Below are 17684 nucleotides of genomic sequence, written 5' to 3' on the forward strand. Positions count from 1 at the left end.
CGAACACAAAAAAAACGCTTATCGGCATGATGCCGATAAGCGTTTTTTATTAAGCTTTTTTATGTCAGTGCCTTGACCCGTTTAAGTAGTAAAAACCCAGAACCATAGTCAAATTGGTATTAAAAGATACTTCTCAGCAACAGATAACTGATAGCAGACATAATAGCCGCCGCAGGAAGTGTAATAACCCATGCTAGCCCAATTGGCTTCATTAGCGCCCAATTGGTATCTTTATTGACAATACCAATGCCAAGCACAGCCCCAACGAGCGTATGCGTACTAGACACTGGCAAGCCCATCGTTGACGCACCCATAACGACAGCCGCCGCTGCCAGCTCAGCGGAAAAGCCAGACGCCGGATGCATTTTTGCCAAATTTGTACCCACGGTTTGAATCACCTCTTTACCGATGAACCAAAGACCAACGATAAGAGCAACACCGAATGTCAACATCACAGCAGGCGGTACAGCCGCTTCTGTAGCAATGCTATTGGTACGAATCACATCCATAATCGCAGCAAAAGGACCGACCGCATTAGCGATATCATTTGAGCCATGACTAAAGGCAAAGGCAGACGCGGTAAAGACCTGCATCCAGCTAAACATAATAAAGGTCGCTTTGGTCAAGTCTTCTTTATGCTTACCGCGAATACTCTTGGTATAAATGAAGGTCGCAAGCCACACAAGCGCTGCGATCATGCCCATGATTAAAAAGCCTTGGAGCGTCGTCATACCGCTATTGACGTTTTTAAGGCCTTTAAATACAACCAAAGACGTCATGACCGCGCCGCCTGCCGCCGCAATAATAGGTACCCACTGTTTTAGTGCTTTTAGAGTATCTAAGCTACCGCGCTCATTTTCAATTTCATAAAGCTGCTTATAATAGTCGGTTTCTAAATCTTCAACCACGCAATCATCATCTTTATAGATTTCTTGATCACGTAGCATTGCTGAAGTATAGGCCAGCTGCTCTGACTCTGTTAACCCGTCCAAAAACTCTTTGTGGTTCTGCTTTAGGGTCTTTTTATCCGCTTTTAGAACCGCAATATGCGCCTCTGTTCTATCATTATACTCAATGATATTTTTCTTAATCTGACCGTATAAAAGGTAGGAGAAAACACCGCCTAATAACGGTGATAACACCCAAGAGATCGCGATGGTTCCAACCGTTCCCCAATCTACTGTGGATAACGCCATATCAGTCCCACCTAAGGTAATACCCAATACAATGGAGCTACCGATCACGCCGCCGATAATGGCATGAGTGGTCGAAACGGGTAAGCCTTTTTTGGTGGCAAACAACAACCAAAATGCAGCAGCAATAAGCGCTGACAACATGACATAAATAAACTGGTTGGGCGTCACCGACAGCCCATCCAAATCGACAATACCGCTTCGGATGGTGTCTGTCACTTCGCCGCCTGCCAGCACGGCACCAGAGACTTCAAATATCGCTGCGATACCAAGCGCTTGCGGAATCGTCAATGTCCCTGCACCCACCGAGGTACCAAAGGAGTTAGCGACATCGTTCCCACCGATATTAAATGCCATAAAGACACCAAAAGCGGTTGCTACAATAAAGAGCGTCGTCTGTTGACGCATTGTGTAGTCTAGACCCCACCACAAAAAGTAGGCGGTCATCGCAATCAGTAAAATGGCAAAAAATAGATTTATTCTCATAGAGCCGACGGTTTTGGTTGGCTCTGTAGAACTGCTGCTAATACCCATACGTTGATACGTCCTGCGTAAGCTGATTGAAATTATATACGGTTAATGGCATGGTGCTGCTATCGTCATGTTTGTTATGACATCTGACATCAAGATGTCATCTATAAAATATACAATATACTTTTTAAAGGGTAAAAACCCTGACATTCAATATGTCACAAAGCCGCAAGTGACATTGCCAAATCATCTGATTACAGCATCTTGCGGCTTAGGTATTTATAATAATACTTTTATAAAGAACTGCTCATACGGAAGCGAATACAGTCATAGTCATCATTACAGACTTAGTTACAGGCTTAGTCACAAGCTTAGTAAAGGCTTAGTCACAAGTTTAGGCAAGACACTCAAAGCACCGTATCAAGGTTAACCATGCTTCATTAGACACGCCTAGTTCTGCCACCACCAAGGCCATAACGCGCCTATTATATTAAATATAAGCACAGAATGCATGATGATATTGCAAGATTTGTAACTACTGCGACTTGACGCAGATAATCTCGTTATTTCGCGGCCAATTATACGCGCTTTGCAATAATTGTTTGGGTTTTAAATTCATGGTGGTATTGAGAAAAAAATAGCGATAAGTCACTGATTTTTTAAAATCAAAACTTTCACACCTTATTCATATCCTAGTCTTCACTCCTCAGTATTTATATTGCCGAATTACTTTAAAACCGATACCGTGCTGCTGCGGCAAGTTTTTGCACCTTCTGTCACGCTTGCGCACAGCCAGCAAGAGAAATTTACTCAGTAGCATGTTGTTATTTAGCACGTTGCTATTTAGAACGTTGTTATTACCGTGTCGATTTTATCTTGAACTAACTATATAGTGCTGTTAATTGTTCAATCGCATGGTCTAACACCTGCAAACGCGCTTGTCGCTTATCATTGGTTGCGATGATGCACCACGGTGCTTGCTCAGTATCCGTACGTGCCAGCATATCAGCAGCCGATTGCACATAGTCTGACCACTTGTCTCGATTACGCCAGTCATCGTCCGTCAATTTAAATTGCTTATGCGGTGTCTCTTGGCGCGCCTCAAAGCGTTTGAGCTGCTCTTTTTTATCAATAGCCAACCAATATTTAATAACAATAGTGCCAGCCGCCGCTAAATCCGCCTCAAAACGATTGATTTCATCATAAGCACGCTGCCACTCGTCGTTAGCCGCAAAGCCTTCAATGCGCTCAACCAGCACGCGTCCGTACCAAGTACGATCAAAGATGGCAATGCGGCTGATGCGATCAGTTTGCTCATTTGGCAGGCGTGTCCAAAAACGCCACAGATAAGGATGCTCAGCTTCATAAAGCATGGGCGCTCCAATGTTATAAATTTGATACTCACGCGGGTCGAGCGGTGCCACCAGTCTTTTAATAGCGCCGCCCTTACCAGCCGCGTCCATACCTTCAAAGGCGAAGACGATATGATGACCATCTCGGGCGCGTAGCAGCTCAGCAAGACGAGCTTGTTTTTCTGCCAGCGCTGTCTGATAGTCGGATTTGTCTATTTTTGAATCATCGATGTCTTTTAGAATTTTGGGTATTTTGACAGGGTTAAATTTTTCTGTTTTCCCGTTTTGCTTATCCTGCTTTTTATCTACTAAGGGATTTTCCGATCGCGCGTCAGGACTTGTTTGACTACTCGATAAGGCGTTTTGCATTGCGTGCAGGACTTCATGACAAAATTGATTGACCGCTTGTGACTTATCTTTACCATCTATGATGACCCAGTCATCCTGTTGCCGCAGCAAGGTCGCTGCTACTTTATTAAATTTTTCGATGACCTTTTTATTGTTCCAATCAATTTGATACAAAAACTGAGGGTCAGGCTCATCATCAGTTAGCCGTTTTTGAAGTGTGTCGATATCAACATGAAACCAGCACTTAAGCAGTTTGGTTTGATTGGCGACCAAATCTTTTTCAAACGCTTGTAGTTCGGTCAATTGCTGCTGCAAATACGCTTCCGATGTTTCATTGAGTCGCTCGTCATTGTTGTTATTTTTATTGTTATCGTTATTAGAGGTATTAGCATCGCTGTCTTTTGATGTGTCAGCGTTTTCAGCTTTGTCAGAGCTGTCATTGTCGTTGTCGTTGTCATTGTCCGACAGCGCCAGACGCATGGCGTTATAGAGCAAGTCAGAGTACCAGTTACCAAAATAAACCATGACATCACCATGGCGCGGCATCATTTGGGTATGGGCTTGCCAAATGGGCTGGGACGCCAGTGGACAGTCGCCGATGGTAGCCTCGACCTTGAGTAGTCTTGGATCTACCCACTGTCGCAGCTGCTTGACGGCGGAGCCTTTACCGGCTTGTTCCATACCGTTGACCAGCACCAACAGTCCTGTGGGTTTATTCGTCGTCGTCGGTGGTTGTTGCCGCGTGGCACGTAGGGCATATTGGGCTGTGACCAATGCTAGTCTAAGCGCATCTTTATCCATAGAAAACTGGCTTAACGGGTTGGGTGTTAAGCGCTGCTCGACCACTGTGTCGCTAAATTGGGCACTGACTGCTTGTGGTTCAGCTGGCGTCGTTTTATTCTTTTTTTTGCTCATCACTACCGTCTCCTAGGATTAAAAGCGTATCGGCTTTATCATAGCACCCGACCCATTGAGTAAATAACGCAGCTATGTAACAGTTTGACATTTGTATTCTGCTTTATTTTCTTTTAAGGTGAACACAATCTTAGATATAGCCTGTTATAAGTACGCTTATCTCAAAATGCCATTATCTTGATTGCCCCACTTCCATTTTTTGATCCTCTTTTTTACTTTTATCTAGGTTTACTTGTCATGGCCGCTTTAGCCGATTTACAACAGCATTTGATACGTTTTTGGGCATTACCTTATCACGAAGATTCAGCTCTGAACGCTAAACTCAATGAGGTACAAGACTGGCAACGCCAACGTATTCAGCATACGCATCAAGCCCTTTTCGAGCAGCCTCAGAACCAACTGATGGCCAATTATTTTTTGACGCAGCTCTACGGCGGCGATGAGTTTAAACAGCTTGCCAAGCAGTTAGAACGCATTGTACCCAAAGCCCAAAAGGTAGAACGTTTTGCGCCAGCGGCTGCTTTAGAAACTGGTAGTATGGCCATACAGGCAGCAATTTTAGCGATAGAGTTGGATTTGCATTTGGCCGAATGGCTACTCAGTCAAGAGTTGCCAGTGAATGAAGACAACATGCTGGCCGCCTATCGTGCTGTCGATGAAGCAGATACCAGACGCGTACAGATTGGGCATTTAAAAGAAGTTTGCTATCGCACTGATAAGTATATTAACTCCTTTATGTTGCAAAAAGCCTTTGCCTTGGCTAAAGGGACAGCCTACCGTTATAACTATCATCCCTTATATGACTTTATTGATGCTGGATTTATCGCCATGCGTCCGTTAGACAGTGTGAGCGGCTTTATTGAACCGTTTTGCGAACGTGAGCTTATGATTATTGACCAAGTTCATGATACGGATAATGGCGGTAAGCCACTAGCGTTTGGTGTATCATAGGAATTATCATGAACGAGCTGACAGTTGTTTTTATCTGTTGATTGATCGCTACTGAAAAGCTCATCATAAAAAATACTCTCGAAACGACCATCATAACAATGAATAATAGGACCAGACGATGACTGATAACACAAATAATAATGCACCTCAGGGGCAAACCTCTACCACCAACGGTCATATACAAGATAAATTGGTCAAGGATAGCATTGCTCATAATCAAAATATCAGCGCGCAGGCTCAAGCACGAACCAGTCAATTGCCTCATGCTGCTACTTCTAACGCAGTGAAAGAAACCAGTACGCCCGCTGCTGCTAATAGCACCAACGATTTTACGAAAGTCCAAGACCTACCAACTGGAGCGCCACAAGGCCAACAAACCACTATGCCAAATAACAACACCAATCAAAACAACACCCATAATGACAGTTTGAATAATTCTGTAAATAATACCGTCAATAGTCGTGCAAATACTCAGACGACTAAGCAAACCCTATTTAATCAGCGTGATGACATCAACAACCCGCATACGCCGGATACTGATGGTAATGAAGAAACGCATTTTGGTTATAAAACCGTCAATAAAGCTGAAAAGCAAGCCCGCGTGGCAGATGTGTTTACCTCAGTCGCTAAAAAATACGACATCATGAATGACTTGATGTCTTTTGGTATTCATCGTCTGTGGAAACGCTATGCCATTAGTTTGTCAGGGGTGCGTTCTGGTCAGCATGTACTCGATATCGCTGGCGGTACGGGCGATTTAGCCAAAGTCTTTAGCCGCGAAGTTGGTAGAAACGGCCACGTTGTCTTGTCAGATATCAATGCTGCAATGCTTGAGGTCGGCCGTGAGCGTTTGATTAATGCTGGCTGTAACAACGTAGACTTTGTTTTGGCAAATGCTGAAACGCTTGCGCCTTTCGATGATGAAAGTTTTGATTTGGTTACCATCAGCTTTGGTTTGCGCAACGTCACCGACAAAGACGCAGCCCTAAAAGCCATGTACCGCGTACTCAAGCCCGGCGGTCGATTGTTGATTTTAGAATTCTCAAAACCTGTATTTGAGCCGTTGTCTAAAGCGTATGATCTATACTCTTTTACTGCATTACCGATGATGGGTAAAATCATTGCTAATGATTCTGAGAGTTATCAATACTTGGCCGAATCGATTCGTATGCACCCTGATCAGCAAACATTAAAACAGATGATGCAACAAGCAGGGTTTGAGAATTGCGATTATCATAACCTAACCGCTGGTATCGTCGCTGTGCATCGTGGTTTTAAAGCATAACGTCAAACGTCAAACGTCAATGATAGAATAAACCTAATAATTTCAGATAACTATAAGCATAACCATAAATATAGTCATAATCCCTGATCCTATAACCGATGCGTCTTTTTAAGGCGCACCCAAAGATGCGAGAGCCTTATGCTAACTGTCTTACTTTTGGCTGGTGCCGAAAAACTGATTAATTTTGCGATTACAAGTGACGAGATCACCAAAGCTGGATTGGCACCGCTCGCTGGGAAAGTGTTACGACTCAATATGGTTATGCCTGAAATCAATTTAGACATCTTGTTTACAGAGGAGCGATTACGCTTTGAACCTGTGACCACAGAGAGCGTATTTGAGGCACGCGGCCAGATGGATGAGCGTCAAAAAGCCAGCATGGAGCGCGCACGCATGGGTCATAGCCGTCCCGACTGTGTCATCACCGTTGATAATCCGGCGCAACTATTGAACCTGATGCGCGGTACAGAAGGCAACCTACCAATCGAGGGTGACTATAAAGTGCTGATGCAACTGAAACAGTTGGTTGCAGGCTTTGATCCAGATATCGCCGGTCAGCTTGAACCCTTGATTGGCAAACCGATGGCAAGTCAGTTGCATCTATTGATCTCACAGCTCAAAGGCAGCTGGCGTCATAGTGCCAAGCGCGCCTTTGATGACGTGAGTGATTGGGCCAATGATGTGGCAGGCAATAGCACCGCTGATCCTGTGGAGATGAGCGAGGTCAACGACCTCAAGCAGCAACTGCTCAAGCTACGTGCTGATGTCGAACGGGAAGAAGCCAGACTTGCCGCTATCAAAAACGAGCAGGCTCAATTTATTAATAATCGATAACCAACCATCAATAATCAACACGATTGATTGAGCGGCGCCCAGTAATACATAACGCCCTGTCCTATTTTCGACTTTCTGTAGAGTACCCATACCCCATGCTATTATCCCACCGTGCACGCTTACTAGAGCTTTGGCGTATCGCCGCCATGTATCGCCTTGATACCCATTTTTCGGTTGAAGAGGCACCGCAGCTGCAACCCGTAGCGCGTCTAATTCGTATGCACCCAGCCGCTTGGGGTAAAAAACATCAACCGAATGCCATTAAGTATGCACTCGAGGACATGGGTACACTATTTTTAAAACTGGGACAGCTTTTATCAACGCGTCGTGATTTGGTGCCACCTGACATTATTGAGCAATTGGTGCAATTACAAGACAAGGTCAAGCCTTTTGATTCCAATGTCGCTATTGCCCAAATACAAGATCCTAAGCATGGGCTGGGTCAAAGTATCGGTACGTTATTTGCTCGCTTCGATGTAAAACCCTTGGCGGCTGCTTCTATTGCGCAAGTACATACGGCTGCTTTGCACGACGGGCGTGAAGTGGTCATAAAAGTAGTGCGTCCCGATATTCGCACGACCATCGTGGCGGACTTTGAGCTATTACGTGAGCTTGCCAACTGGGCATCGGCTCGTATCGAGGCTGCACGTGCGGTACATATCATCGATATTGTCGAAGACTATCGCCAAGTGATGCTAAACGAGTTGGACTTGACGCTTGAGGCGGACAATACCACACAGATGCGTAATAACTTTTTAGGCTCAGCATTGATGTATGTGCCCGAAGTCTATGATGCTGCCAAAAACGTGATGGTCATGGAGCGAATTCAGGGCGTTCCTATCTCACAAGTTGAGGTCTTTGATAAGCTGGGTTATGACCGTGCGGCATTGGCAGAAAAAGGCTTAACCATCTTTTTTACTCAAGTCTTTCGTGATAACTTCTTTCATGCTGATATGCATCCGGGTAATGTCTTTGTAGAAACACCGCCTGTCAAAACATTGAGCGCTGATATGGCAGCGGTAGACTTAGGTCATGAGCCGCGCTATATCGGCCTTGATTGCGCTATCATGGGTACTTTGTCAAAAGACGATCAGCTCATCGTCGCGCGGATGCTCTTGTCGGTAATGAATAATAACTTCACTGCGATGGTTGATATTGTCAGTCGAGCAGGCTGGATACCGCCCAATACCGATAAGCATGCGCTGATGCGTGATATGAAACGCACAGTCGGTCCAATGCTACAAAAATCCATTAATGACATCGACTTTGCAGGCGTCTTGATGCAGATTTTGGACATTGCACGCCGCCATCATATGAGCATCCCGCCGCAGCTAATGCTGCTACTTAAAACCTTGGTTCATGTGGAAGGACTTGGGCGCGATCTCTATCCTGATCTTGATATTTGGTCACTTGCCAAACCTATTTTAAGCAGCTGGATAAAAGAGCAACTCGATCCTATGCGTAACTTACAACAATTACGGGCGCAGTTGCCAGAGCTATTGCTATCAACCACAGATATTCCCAAACTGCTTGACCAAGGGTTGCAGAGTCTGGCTGCACAAGGATCACGTCAAGACAGTCAATTGCGAGAAATCCAGCAAATACGCGCTGACATGTTGAACGACCGCCGCCGTGATTGGCTAGCGCTTGCAGGATTTGCCGTGTCTATTGCCATAGCAACCCAAGTCGGCTGGTTTGCGCCTATCTTTTATCTATTGGCTATCTTGGTCGTCGTTTGGCGAATCTTGGCTTAGCTGTTTGATTGCTTTACTATTAAACCTATCAATAAAAGGTAACGCCCAACGCGTCATTCAATAAGCGACGATATCTTGTTTTACCTCTCGTCTACTCGGCGAAAACACCTGTTATATGTAGGAGTCCAATATGTCAGCATCTGCCCTCAACGAGACTGTAAAACCTGGCTATCGTGTCGCGATTGAAGCTTTGAAAACCCGTTTTGGTAAACAATTAAGCACCAATGCAACGTTACGTGAGCAGCATGGGCATACGATGACGTGGCTTGCCAACCAGCCACCTGACGCGGTGTTGACGGTACAGAATAAACAAGACGTGGCGACGGCTGTGGAGATTTGCAATCAGCATCATATGCCAGTGATTGCTTTTGGCATTGGCTCCTCTTTAGAAGGTCAATTAAATGCACCCTACGGTGGATTATGTATCGATATGCATGCCATGGATGCTATTTTGCAGGTCAACAATGAAGACCTAACCGTTACCGTCCAGCCGGGGGTAACGCGTGAACAATTGAATCATTACTTACGGGATACTGGCCTGTTTTTTCCGATAGACCCTGGTGCCAATGCCAGTATTGGCGGGATGGTTGCCACCCGCGCATCAGGCACCAATGCCGTACGCTACGGCACTATGAAAGATGTGGTGCTTGCCTTGGAAGTCGTCACGGCAACTGGTGAGATCGTTCGTACAGGAACACGCGCCAAAAAGTCGGCCGCTGGATACGATTTAACGCGGTTGATGATAGGCTCAGAAGGCACGCTTGGTATCGTTACAGAGATTACGCTTAAACTGTTTGGCATTAGTGAATGTATTGGTAGCGGGATTTGTCATTTTCCAACCATTGAAGACGCTTGTCAGGCAGTGATGTTGACCATTCAGATGTGCTTGCCCATTGCTCGTATTGAGCTGCTTGATGCAATGCAAATCAAAGCCTGCAATCAGTACGACAATCTGAGTCTGAGCGAAACCCCAACCTTATTTGTTGAGTTCCATGGCACAGAAGCCCATGTTCGTGAGCAAGCGCAAATGTTTACGGACATCATCGAAGAGTTCGGGGGCAGTGATTTTTCTTGGGATACCAATGAAGCTGAGCGCAAGCGTCTTTGGACAGCACGGCACAACGCCTATCATGCCAGCTCTGCTCTACGACCTAAAGCCAGTGCCCTCTCTACTGATGCTTGTGTACCGATCTCACGTTTGGCTGAATGCGTCAGTAAGACGGCAAAAGATATCGAAGCGTCTGGTATGATTGGGCCTATTGTCGGTCACGTCGGTGACGGTAATTTTCATGTTCTGCTACTGGTCGATACCAATAACCCTGAAGAAATCAAAACGGCAGAAGACATTATAGGTCGATTGGCCAAACGCGCCATTGAAATGGACGGCACCTGTACTGGTGAGCACGGTATTGGTCAAGGCAAACAAAAGTATATGCAACAAGAGCATGGCAATGCTTTGATGCTGATGCAAGCGATCAAATCAGCACTCGATCCCAATAATATCTTAAACCCGGGTAAAATTTGGCCGCAAACCCTCCCGGCGGTTTAATCTACTTAAACAGTCACCAATAAAAAATACGCATGCCTTAACTGGAAACATGCGTATTTTTTACTTGTTTAATCATAAGCATAGCTGTCGAAAATACGATCAATCATGCTTATATAATGAGGCGCTATAGCATCTGATCAATGGCCATTTGCGTCAATACGCGTCCGCGCGCCGTGCGTAGCACATAGCCTTGCTGGATCAAATAAGGTTCAATCACGTCTTCAAGCGTGCCACGATCCTCAGCCATTGCCGCTGCTACCGCTTCAACACCTGCAGGACCGCCATCGAAACGCTCGTGCAGTATTTCAATATATCGTCTGTCTAAATGATCAAGCCCTCGTCTATCCACAGCCAGCATGTCAAGCGCACTGCCAGCAATCGCGCCATTGATGCTGCCATCGCCTCTGACTTCAGCATAATCGCGCACACGGCGTAACAGACGATTGGCAATCCTTGGCGTGCCACGGGAGCGGCGCGCAATCTCGACCGCGCCATCTTCGCTCATCGGTACGCGCATGAGACGAGCCGCACGGCTGACAATCGTGGTCAAATCAGCAATATTATAAAACTCAAGACGCTGCACAATACCAAAGCGGTCACGTAAAGGTGATGTCAACAGCCCCGCTCTTGTGGTCGCTGCCACCAGTGTAAATGGCGGCAAATCAAGCTTGATGGAACGAGCAGCAGGGCCTTCACCAATCATAATATCGAGTTGAAAATCTTCCATAGCCGGATACAATATCTCTTCGATAACCGAACTCAAACGATGAATCTCATCAATAAATAAGACGTCACCCGCCTCCAAATTGGTCAACATAGCCGCTAAGTCGCCCGGACGCTCGAGTACAGGCCCTGATGTCGAACGCAGATTACCACCCATCTCACGAGCGATGATATTGGCAAGTGTTGTTTTACCCAAGCCTGGTGGACCAAAAATCAGAGTGTGATCTAACGCTTCATCACGACCTCGGGCAGCGCCAATGAAAACTTCCATCTGCTCACGCACCACTGGCTGACCAATATACTCAGCCAATAATGCTGGTCGAATATTGGCATCTGGCGCATCACCTGCGCCTTCTAGCGGATTAATCAAACGATCTTGCATCATAGGTTTTATCATTATAGTAAAAAATTTAAGTAACAAATAGCATAACCAAACACTGCGTATAAGTCATGCAAAACCTCATAAAAGGCCCACCAAAATAAAAATAAGCGACATCTAATGTCGCTTATTTATACAATACTTATTGGTAATACGATAGCCGATTCGCTTTAAAAAAATGCAGCGATGCTAGGGCGTGTCCATTGCCTCTCTTTATATTGAACAGACACAATAAGGTGGACACGAAAATACTTAAAAGCCAGATAACTGCTGTAAGGTGGCTTTTAGTAAGCCTTGAGTATCTTCGAACACATCGCCATTACTTTTGGCTGCCTTAATGGCTTGCTGCGCTTCTCTTTCTTTATAACCCAAGCTTATCAATGCGCCTTCCACTTCAGCAATGATACTGCCTTCATGGGATATGGTTACGGGCTGATGGGTCAGCTCTAAAGACGTGTTATCCACTTCCATATTTTTAAGCTTGTCTTTTAACTCAATCAACAAGCGCTGTGCCGTTTTTTTACCGATGCCCGGAATACGAGTCAGGGCAGCCTCTGAGTCTTGCTCAACATGCATTTTTAACTCAGCCGCTGACATTGCAGACAGCATCGCCAGTGCCATTTTTGCCCCGACGCCGTTGATTTTAATCAGTTGGCGAAAGACATCGCGCTCCTTACGATCAATAAAGCCATAAAGCAGTTGGGCGTCTTCTCGAACGTGAAAGTGTGTCCAAATGCTGGCTTGCTCATTAAGATGTAATTGGCAAAATGACGGTAATGGCAGCTCAATATCATAACCTACCCCAGAGGTCGTCATGATACAGGCCGTTGGCGCCATGAGATATTGTACCTGCCCAGTAATCAGTCCAATCATAATCTACTATCCTTGACTCATATCAATCAAACATCCATTTGTAAAAGGGCGCTGGTGTTGCATACGCCCAGCGCCCCTCAAAGAATTTAGCCAAACGGTTTTAAAAGGTCAATTAATTATAAAAATCAACCATGCCCTCAAGGCTAATTGGGCGAATCTTATGCGCTTGACCTGCAGAACCAAAAGCTTCAAAACGATTGGTGCAAATGTCAGACATCGCTACCATAGACGCTTTAAAGTATTTACGTGGATCGAACTCACTTGGATTTTTTGCAAGGAACTCACGGATAGCGCCTGTCGATGCTAGACGCAAATCGGTATCGATATTGACCTTACGCACACCATGCTTAATCGCTTCAACGATTTGCTCAACGGGTACACCATAAGTCTCACCGATATCACCGCCATTTTCATTGATAACTTTTAACCATTCTTGCGGTACTGATGACGAACCATGCATAACCAGATGGGTATTAGGAATACGGGCATGAATCTCTTTTACGCGTTCGATAGATAAAATATCACCTGTCGGTGGACGCGTAAACTTATAAGCACCATGGCTGGTACCAATCGCAATAGCCAACGCATCAACGTTGGTGTCTTTTACGAACTGCTCAGCTTCGTCCGCACTGGTCAATAGTTGTTCATGATCCAATACGCCTTCTGCGCCAGAGCCATCCTCTTCACCTGCCATGCCCGTCTCAAGACTACCCAAACAGCCGATCTCGCCTTCTACAGAGACACCGCAAGCGTGCGCCATCTTGACCACTTCGCGCGTGACGCTGGCATTATAATCATAATCCATTGGCGTTTTGCCGTCTTCACCCAGCGAGCCGTCCATCATCACTGAAGAAAAGCCAAGCTGGATTGAGCGCTGACAGATAGCGGGCGACATACCATGATCTTGATGCATTACCACGGGTATATGTGGCCATTCTTCAATAGCAGCAATAATCAGATGACGCAAAAATGCTGACCCTGCATAGTTACGGGCGCCAGCACTGGCTTGGACGATGACAGGTGAGTCACAGGCATCCGCAGCCATCATGATTGCACGCATCTGCTCTAAATTATTGACATTAAAGGCAGGAACACCATAGTTGTGTTCAGCAGCATGATCTAGAAGTTGACGCAAGGATATTAAGGCCATAAAACGCTCTCAGATTAAATTTTGAATAGTGTATTAAAAACAGCTTTTGAAACAATCGCTTTGAGATGGAACTTGAGAATAATTGATCCGAAATTTGACTCGGTAACCGTCATGGCGCAACAGGTTACTTTCAAGTTTGATGATTTCGGCTCAATTAAGACAGAGGGATTATAGCAAAAATTGCTCGGTCTTCGTAGCCGTTGGCGGACTATTTATTCGCTTACCAGTTTTCGTAAATTTTTATCCTATACATAAACGTTTCTTTAAAAGAAGACACAAATGCAAAAAGCCTTGGCAATCGCCAAGGCTTTTTTAGTATTTTGAGGGCTTATAAAACAGCGATCAATTAAATCGATGTTAATGCAAATTATTTATCAAGGTGATATAACTGCTTAACAATTAATTAACTCTGTTAATTAATACTGTTGTTCTGCTTCTACTGCGTTTTCACTTGCGTTGTCTTCAACAGCAGCTGCACCATCGGCAACCACTCCAGCAGTGGCAGAAACGGCTTCATTCGCACCGACTACAACCGCTTCACCCGTGTTTTCTAAGGCGTTTGATGCGGAAGCACCAGCAGTTTCAGCACCGTCAGCGATTTCAGTACCAGCGTCTTGAGCCGCTACTTCAGCTTCAGCAGCAGTCTCTTCAGTTTCAGCAGCAGCAGCGTCAGCATTCACAGCAGCATCATCGGCCGCAGAATCTACAGTCGCTTCAGCATTGTCTTCAGTTTGTTGGCTACAAGCAGTAACTGCAAAAGTACCAGCAAGTACACTAGCAAGTAACAAATGACGTTTTAACATAATAAACCTCTCATCAATAAAGCATATCAAAATACATGGTTTGGCTATTTTATAGAGTGCAAATAATACATGCAATGATAATGTTTGTTATAGAAACAAATAATTACCACTTAATAATACTTGCTAACCTTTAAGCGTATTACAAGCTTAGTACCTTGAAAATTCGTACCTTAAACAATAGTATCTTGAAAAAATAGTGGTAATCTCTTGTCTATAGACTAACTTAGATACTTATTATTAATTGTACATCTAATGTTACTAAACGGTGCCTAACGGCTTAGTGTTTGAACGGCTTTTATCTTATAACGCCCTAGACTGTGATTTGTAACGCGGCCACTGCTGGAAGCACCTTACCTTCCACGAACTCTAAGAAGGCACCGCCGCCAGTAGACATATAGCTTACACCATTGGCTACCTGATATTTATCGATAGCTGCTAAGGTATCACCGCCACCAGCAATTGAGAAAGCCGCACTTTCTTTAACTGCATTAGCAAGAATTTGTGTCCCGTTACCAAACGCATCCACTTCAAAAACGCCCACTGGCCCATTCCATAGGATAGTCTTTGCATGGATAATAGCGTCAGCCAACTGAGCCGCACTTTCTGGCGCAATATCCAATATCATGTCGTTATCACCAATCATATCGACAGACTTAATAGTCGCCTTAGCTTGTTGTAATGAGCCAGTAAAATCGTCAAAATTGATCTCGGTTTTATCTGCTACAACCACATATCCTGGCAATAAGATCTCAGTTTTAGTCATGATATCACGAGCCGTATCAACCAAATCCGCTTCATACAATGATGCACCGACACTGTGACCTTGCGCCGCTAGAAAGGTATTGGCAATACCGCCACCGACGATGATTTGTGAGCAAACTTCTGCCAAGCTATGTAGCACCTCAAGTTTCGTCGATACTTTTGATCCACCAACGATAGCAAGCATTGGCTGGGCAGGCGTTTCAAGCGCTAGACTCAAGGCATCGAGCTCAGCCGCCAATAAAGGACCGGCACAAGCTGTTTTCCCGGCTTGATGCATCGCTTGGGTGACGCCTTCCGTTGACGCCTGCGCGCGATGAGCGGTACCAAAAGCATCCATGACGAACACATCGCATAAATCTGCATATTTTTTGGCTAAAGTCGCATCGTTTTTCTTCTCGCCTGTATTGAAGCGCACGTTTTCTAGCAACACCACTTCGCCGGCGTTGATTGACACACTTTGTGTCAAATAGTCACGCTCAAGACGCACGGGGGTAGACAGCTGTGAGCCAAGCTTATCTGTCAAATAATCCGCAACAGGTGCCAATGAATAGATCGCTTCAGGCGCTCCTTCAGTTGGACGGCCTAAGTGCGAGCACACAATGACGGCAGCGCCTTTTTCTAGTGCCAACTTAATGGTAGGCAAACTTGCTTGCAGGCGAGCATCGCTGGTAACGTTACCGTCTTTAATAGGTACGTTTAGATCTTCTCGAATCAATACCACTTTATCCGTTAAGTTCAGCTCACTCATACGCAAAAAATTCATTACCTGCTCCTGTGCATCAATCTATCGGTTAATCTGTTTATTAAAAAACGAAAGTTGCTTTTGATTATTTGCTGCTGCGCTCATTATTACCTGCCTTTATTAAAAGGAATTGATCTGAAAAGCTTAATTGATAAGCACTAATCAATAAGTACCAGTCGATCAGACTCAGTCAAAAGCAATTTAATTAAAGCCTATATATAAGCAAGTATTAGCGGCGATGTATTCTATCAGCTTTCTCTCAATAGACATAAAAAAACGTGTCAAAAACTTCAGCCTTATGGGTTTTTAATACAAACAATTTAAGACTTTGTTTTGAATCAAAATATCTAAGAAGTCTCAAAGCGTTTTTAATCATCCGTAACATTTCGTGGTGGCACTTGTCAGTTAAGCGCTTTATGCTAGGTGAGTTAATAATAAAAACAATCTATTAGGAGATTACTATGAGTATCGATTTAGACCGTGCCAAACAAAGTTTATTAACACTAAAAGAAGAGTATGAGACTCGCATTGATAAAATTGAAGATCATATCCAAAATCCACAAGATGATCTCAATGAACATTGGGAAGATCAAGCCATCTCATATCGTCAAAATGACATGCGTCAAAGTCTTAAAGAGGAAACCCGTCAAAACTTAATTTATGTCGAAAATGCGTTAAGCCGTATCGAAAACGGTACGTATGGTGAGTGCGAAGTATGCGGAGAGCAAATCGAAGAGCAGCGCTTAGAAGCACTGCCCTACGCTACTTTGTGTATGGATCACGCCGCATAATAGATTGTTTTTATCTTATATTTTATCTTTTAAGACACCTGCTATTTTGGAAGCATCTGCTATAAAGCAGGTGTTTTCCACTTAAAAAACGCTTGCTGCCACTGCTCACAGCGCTGAGCAATTTTATCTACTGGCAAGTCCATAACATCACCGACCACTGCCACATAAGTAATGGGCAAACCTGCCAGCTCCGAGACATTCTCTGCCGTTAAGCCGCCTATTACACATAGGTCTATCTCTTGTTGACACCCTTCTACTAACTGCTGATACTCGATGGTTTTGGCATTTGGCTTGGTTGTAGAGGTAAAAACTGCACCCATTGCCGCGTAATTTGCACCCTCATTTTTTGCCTCTTTAACGAGACTCATGTCGCCATGACAAGTCCGACCAATCAGTTGGTTTGGCGCTAATCGTTGTTTGGCATCACTAATTTTGCCATCTTCTTGACCTAGATGAACCCCAACACCCAGCCTTGCGGCCAAATCGATATCATCATTGATGACAACAGCGACATTATGAGTGTTGGCCAACTGCACAATTTTTGATGCCTCTTCATAAAGCTTCAGTCTTCCATCTGGCAGTGCCAATGTCTGTTTGCGCCGAACTTGTAATAGCGCGATTAGCCCTGTTGCCAGCGCTGCTTCTAGCTTTTGATAAAGAAGGACAAACTCATCGTCGTTGGTCAGTAAATACAGTTTTGGCACAATCGTTTTTGATGCTTGACTCATACAAGGCGTCCTTAATGTTAACCCAATAAAAAGGCCGTTATATAATATAACAGCCTTTTTATAATAATTTAGTTAATCAAC

The 17684-nt window shown here is 44.7% G+C and carries 14 protein-coding genes; 6 read left to right on the plus strand and 8 right to left on the minus strand.

Annotated features, from left to right (window positions below):
- Window positions 1-119: 119 nt before the first annotated feature.
- Complete coding sequence (locus tag AAJP47_RS01120) at window positions 120-1727, minus strand: inorganic phosphate transporter (RefSeq protein WP_346716072.1); 1608 nt, start codon at window positions 1725-1727, stop codon at window positions 120-122.
- Window positions 1728-2545: 818 nt separating this feature from the next.
- The gene (locus tag AAJP47_RS01125; protein WP_346716073.1) at window positions 2546-4279 is read right to left on the minus strand and encodes an ATPase; all 1734 of its coding nucleotides are present in this window, start codon (window positions 4277-4279) and stop codon (window positions 2546-2548) included.
- Between the two features lie 237 nt (window positions 4280-4516).
- On the opposite strand from AAJP47_RS01125, the gene AAJP47_RS01130 reads away from it, so the two are divergent.
- The 5 genes from AAJP47_RS01130 (at window position 4517) to AAJP47_RS01150 (ending at window position 10652) form a co-directional block, all read left to right on the plus strand.
- Window positions 4517-5230 carry an FFLEELY motif protein gene (locus AAJP47_RS01130; RefSeq protein ID WP_346716074.1) on the plus strand — a complete coding sequence of 238 codons (714 nt, stop codon included), beginning with the start codon at window positions 4517-4519 and terminating at the stop codon, window positions 5228-5230.
- Between the two features lie 118 nt (window positions 5231-5348).
- Window positions 5349-6515 carry a bifunctional demethylmenaquinone methyltransferase/2-methoxy-6-polyprenyl-1,4-benzoquinol methylase UbiE gene (gene ubiE, locus AAJP47_RS01135; protein WP_346716075.1) on the plus strand — a complete coding sequence of 389 codons (1167 nt, stop codon included), beginning with the start codon at window positions 5349-5351 and terminating at the stop codon, window positions 6513-6515.
- A gap of 138 nt (window positions 6516-6653) precedes the next feature.
- Window positions 6654-7349, plus strand: a complete 696-nt coding sequence (locus AAJP47_RS01140) for a ubiquinone biosynthesis accessory factor UbiJ (RefSeq protein WP_346716076.1) — start codon at window positions 6654-6656, stop codon at window positions 7347-7349.
- 95 nt (window positions 7350-7444) lie between these two features.
- Entirely contained in the window at window positions 7445-9103 is a 1659-nt protein-coding gene (locus AAJP47_RS01145; protein ID WP_346716077.1) for an ABC1 kinase family protein, read from the plus strand.
- A gap of 130 nt (window positions 9104-9233) precedes the next feature.
- Complete coding sequence (locus AAJP47_RS01150; RefSeq protein WP_346716078.1) at window positions 9234-10652, plus strand: FAD-binding oxidoreductase; 1419 nt, start codon at window positions 9234-9236, stop codon at window positions 10650-10652.
- Window positions 10653-10776: 124 nt separating this feature from the next.
- Here AAJP47_RS01150 and ruvB read toward each other — a convergent pair whose 3' ends face one another.
- The 5 genes from ruvB to AAJP47_RS01175 all read right to left on the minus strand — a co-directional run bounded on the left by ruvB (window position 10777) and on the right by AAJP47_RS01175 (window position 16105).
- On the minus strand, window positions 10777-11757 hold the full coding sequence (gene ruvB, locus AAJP47_RS01155; RefSeq protein WP_346716550.1) for a Holliday junction branch migration DNA helicase RuvB: 981 nt from the start codon (window positions 11755-11757) through the stop codon (window positions 10777-10779).
- A gap of 249 nt (window positions 11758-12006) precedes the next feature.
- The gene (gene ruvA / locus AAJP47_RS01160) at window positions 12007-12627 is read right to left on the minus strand and encodes a Holliday junction branch migration protein RuvA (RefSeq protein WP_346716079.1); all 621 of its coding nucleotides are present in this window, start codon (window positions 12625-12627) and stop codon (window positions 12007-12009) included.
- A gap of 112 nt (window positions 12628-12739) precedes the next feature.
- Entirely contained in the window at window positions 12740-13777 is a 1038-nt protein-coding gene (gene fba / locus AAJP47_RS01165; RefSeq protein ID WP_346716080.1) for a class II fructose-bisphosphate aldolase, read from the minus strand.
- Window positions 13778-14193: 416 nt separating this feature from the next.
- Window positions 14194-14580 (minus strand): hypothetical protein, encoded by a 387-nt coding sequence (locus tag AAJP47_RS01170; protein ID WP_346716081.1) that lies wholly within the window; start codon window positions 14578-14580, stop codon window positions 14194-14196.
- A gap of 310 nt (window positions 14581-14890) precedes the next feature.
- A complete protein-coding gene (locus AAJP47_RS01175) occupies window positions 14891-16105 on the minus strand; it encodes a phosphoglycerate kinase (protein ID WP_346716082.1) in 1215 nt (404 codons plus the stop codon).
- A gap of 440 nt (window positions 16106-16545) precedes the next feature.
- Here AAJP47_RS01175 and AAJP47_RS01180 point away from each other — a divergent pair, with 440 nt between their 5' ends.
- Window positions 16546-16875, plus strand: a complete 330-nt coding sequence (locus AAJP47_RS01180; RefSeq protein ID WP_346716083.1) for a TraR/DksA family transcriptional regulator — start codon at window positions 16546-16548, stop codon at window positions 16873-16875.
- Window positions 16876-16934: 59 nt separating this feature from the next.
- On the opposite strand, the gene AAJP47_RS01185 is transcribed toward AAJP47_RS01180, so the two are convergent.
- Window positions 16935-17603 carry a thiamine phosphate synthase gene (locus AAJP47_RS01185; RefSeq protein WP_346716084.1) on the minus strand — a complete coding sequence of 223 codons (669 nt, stop codon included), beginning with the start codon at window positions 17601-17603 and terminating at the stop codon, window positions 16935-16937.
- Window positions 17604-17684: the final 81 nt, after the last annotated feature.

This window comes from Psychrobacter halotolerans, assembly GCF_039680845.1.
GTDB lineage: Bacteria > Pseudomonadota > Gammaproteobacteria > Pseudomonadales > Moraxellaceae > Psychrobacter.

Coding starts and splice junctions, on each gene's coding strand:
- AAJP47_RS01120 (WP_346716072.1), bottom strand. CDS start 1,727: ATGGGTATTAGCAGCAGTTCTACAGAGCCAACCAAAACCGTCGGCTCT.
- AAJP47_RS01125 (WP_346716073.1), bottom strand. CDS start 4,279: ATGAGCAAAAAAAAGAATAAAACGACGCCAGCTGAACCACAAGCAGTC.
- AAJP47_RS01130 (WP_346716074.1), top strand. CDS start 4,517: ATGGCCGCTTTAGCCGATTTACAACAGCATTTGATACGTTTTTGGGCA.
- ubiE (WP_346716075.1), top strand. CDS start 5,349: ATGACTGATAACACAAATAATAATGCACCTCAGGGGCAAACCTCTACC.
- AAJP47_RS01140 (WP_346716076.1), top strand. CDS start 6,654: ATGCTAACTGTCTTACTTTTGGCTGGTGCCGAAAAACTGATTAATTTT.
- AAJP47_RS01145 (WP_346716077.1), top strand. CDS start 7,445: ATGCTATTATCCCACCGTGCACGCTTACTAGAGCTTTGGCGTATCGCC.
- AAJP47_RS01150 (WP_346716078.1), top strand. CDS start 9,234: ATGTCAGCATCTGCCCTCAACGAGACTGTAAAACCTGGCTATCGTGTC.
- ruvB (WP_346716550.1), bottom strand. CDS start 11,757: ATGCAAGATCGTTTGATTAATCCGCTAGAAGGCGCAGGTGATGCGCCA.
- ruvA (WP_346716079.1), bottom strand. CDS start 12,627: ATGATTGGACTGATTACTGGGCAGGTACAATATCTCATGGCGCCAACG.
- fba (WP_346716080.1), bottom strand. CDS start 13,777: ATGGCCTTAATATCCTTGCGTCAACTTCTAGATCATGCTGCTGAACAC.
- AAJP47_RS01170 (WP_346716081.1), bottom strand. CDS start 14,580: ATGTTAAAACGTCATTTGTTACTTGCTAGTGTACTTGCTGGTACTTTT.
- AAJP47_RS01175 (WP_346716082.1), bottom strand. CDS start 16,105: ATGAATTTTTTGCGTATGAGTGAGCTGAACTTAACGGATAAAGTGGTA.
- AAJP47_RS01180 (WP_346716083.1), top strand. CDS start 16,546: ATGAGTATCGATTTAGACCGTGCCAAACAAAGTTTATTAACACTAAAA.
- AAJP47_RS01185 (WP_346716084.1), bottom strand. CDS start 17,603: ATGAGTCAAGCATCAAAAACGATTGTGCCAAAACTGTATTTACTGACC.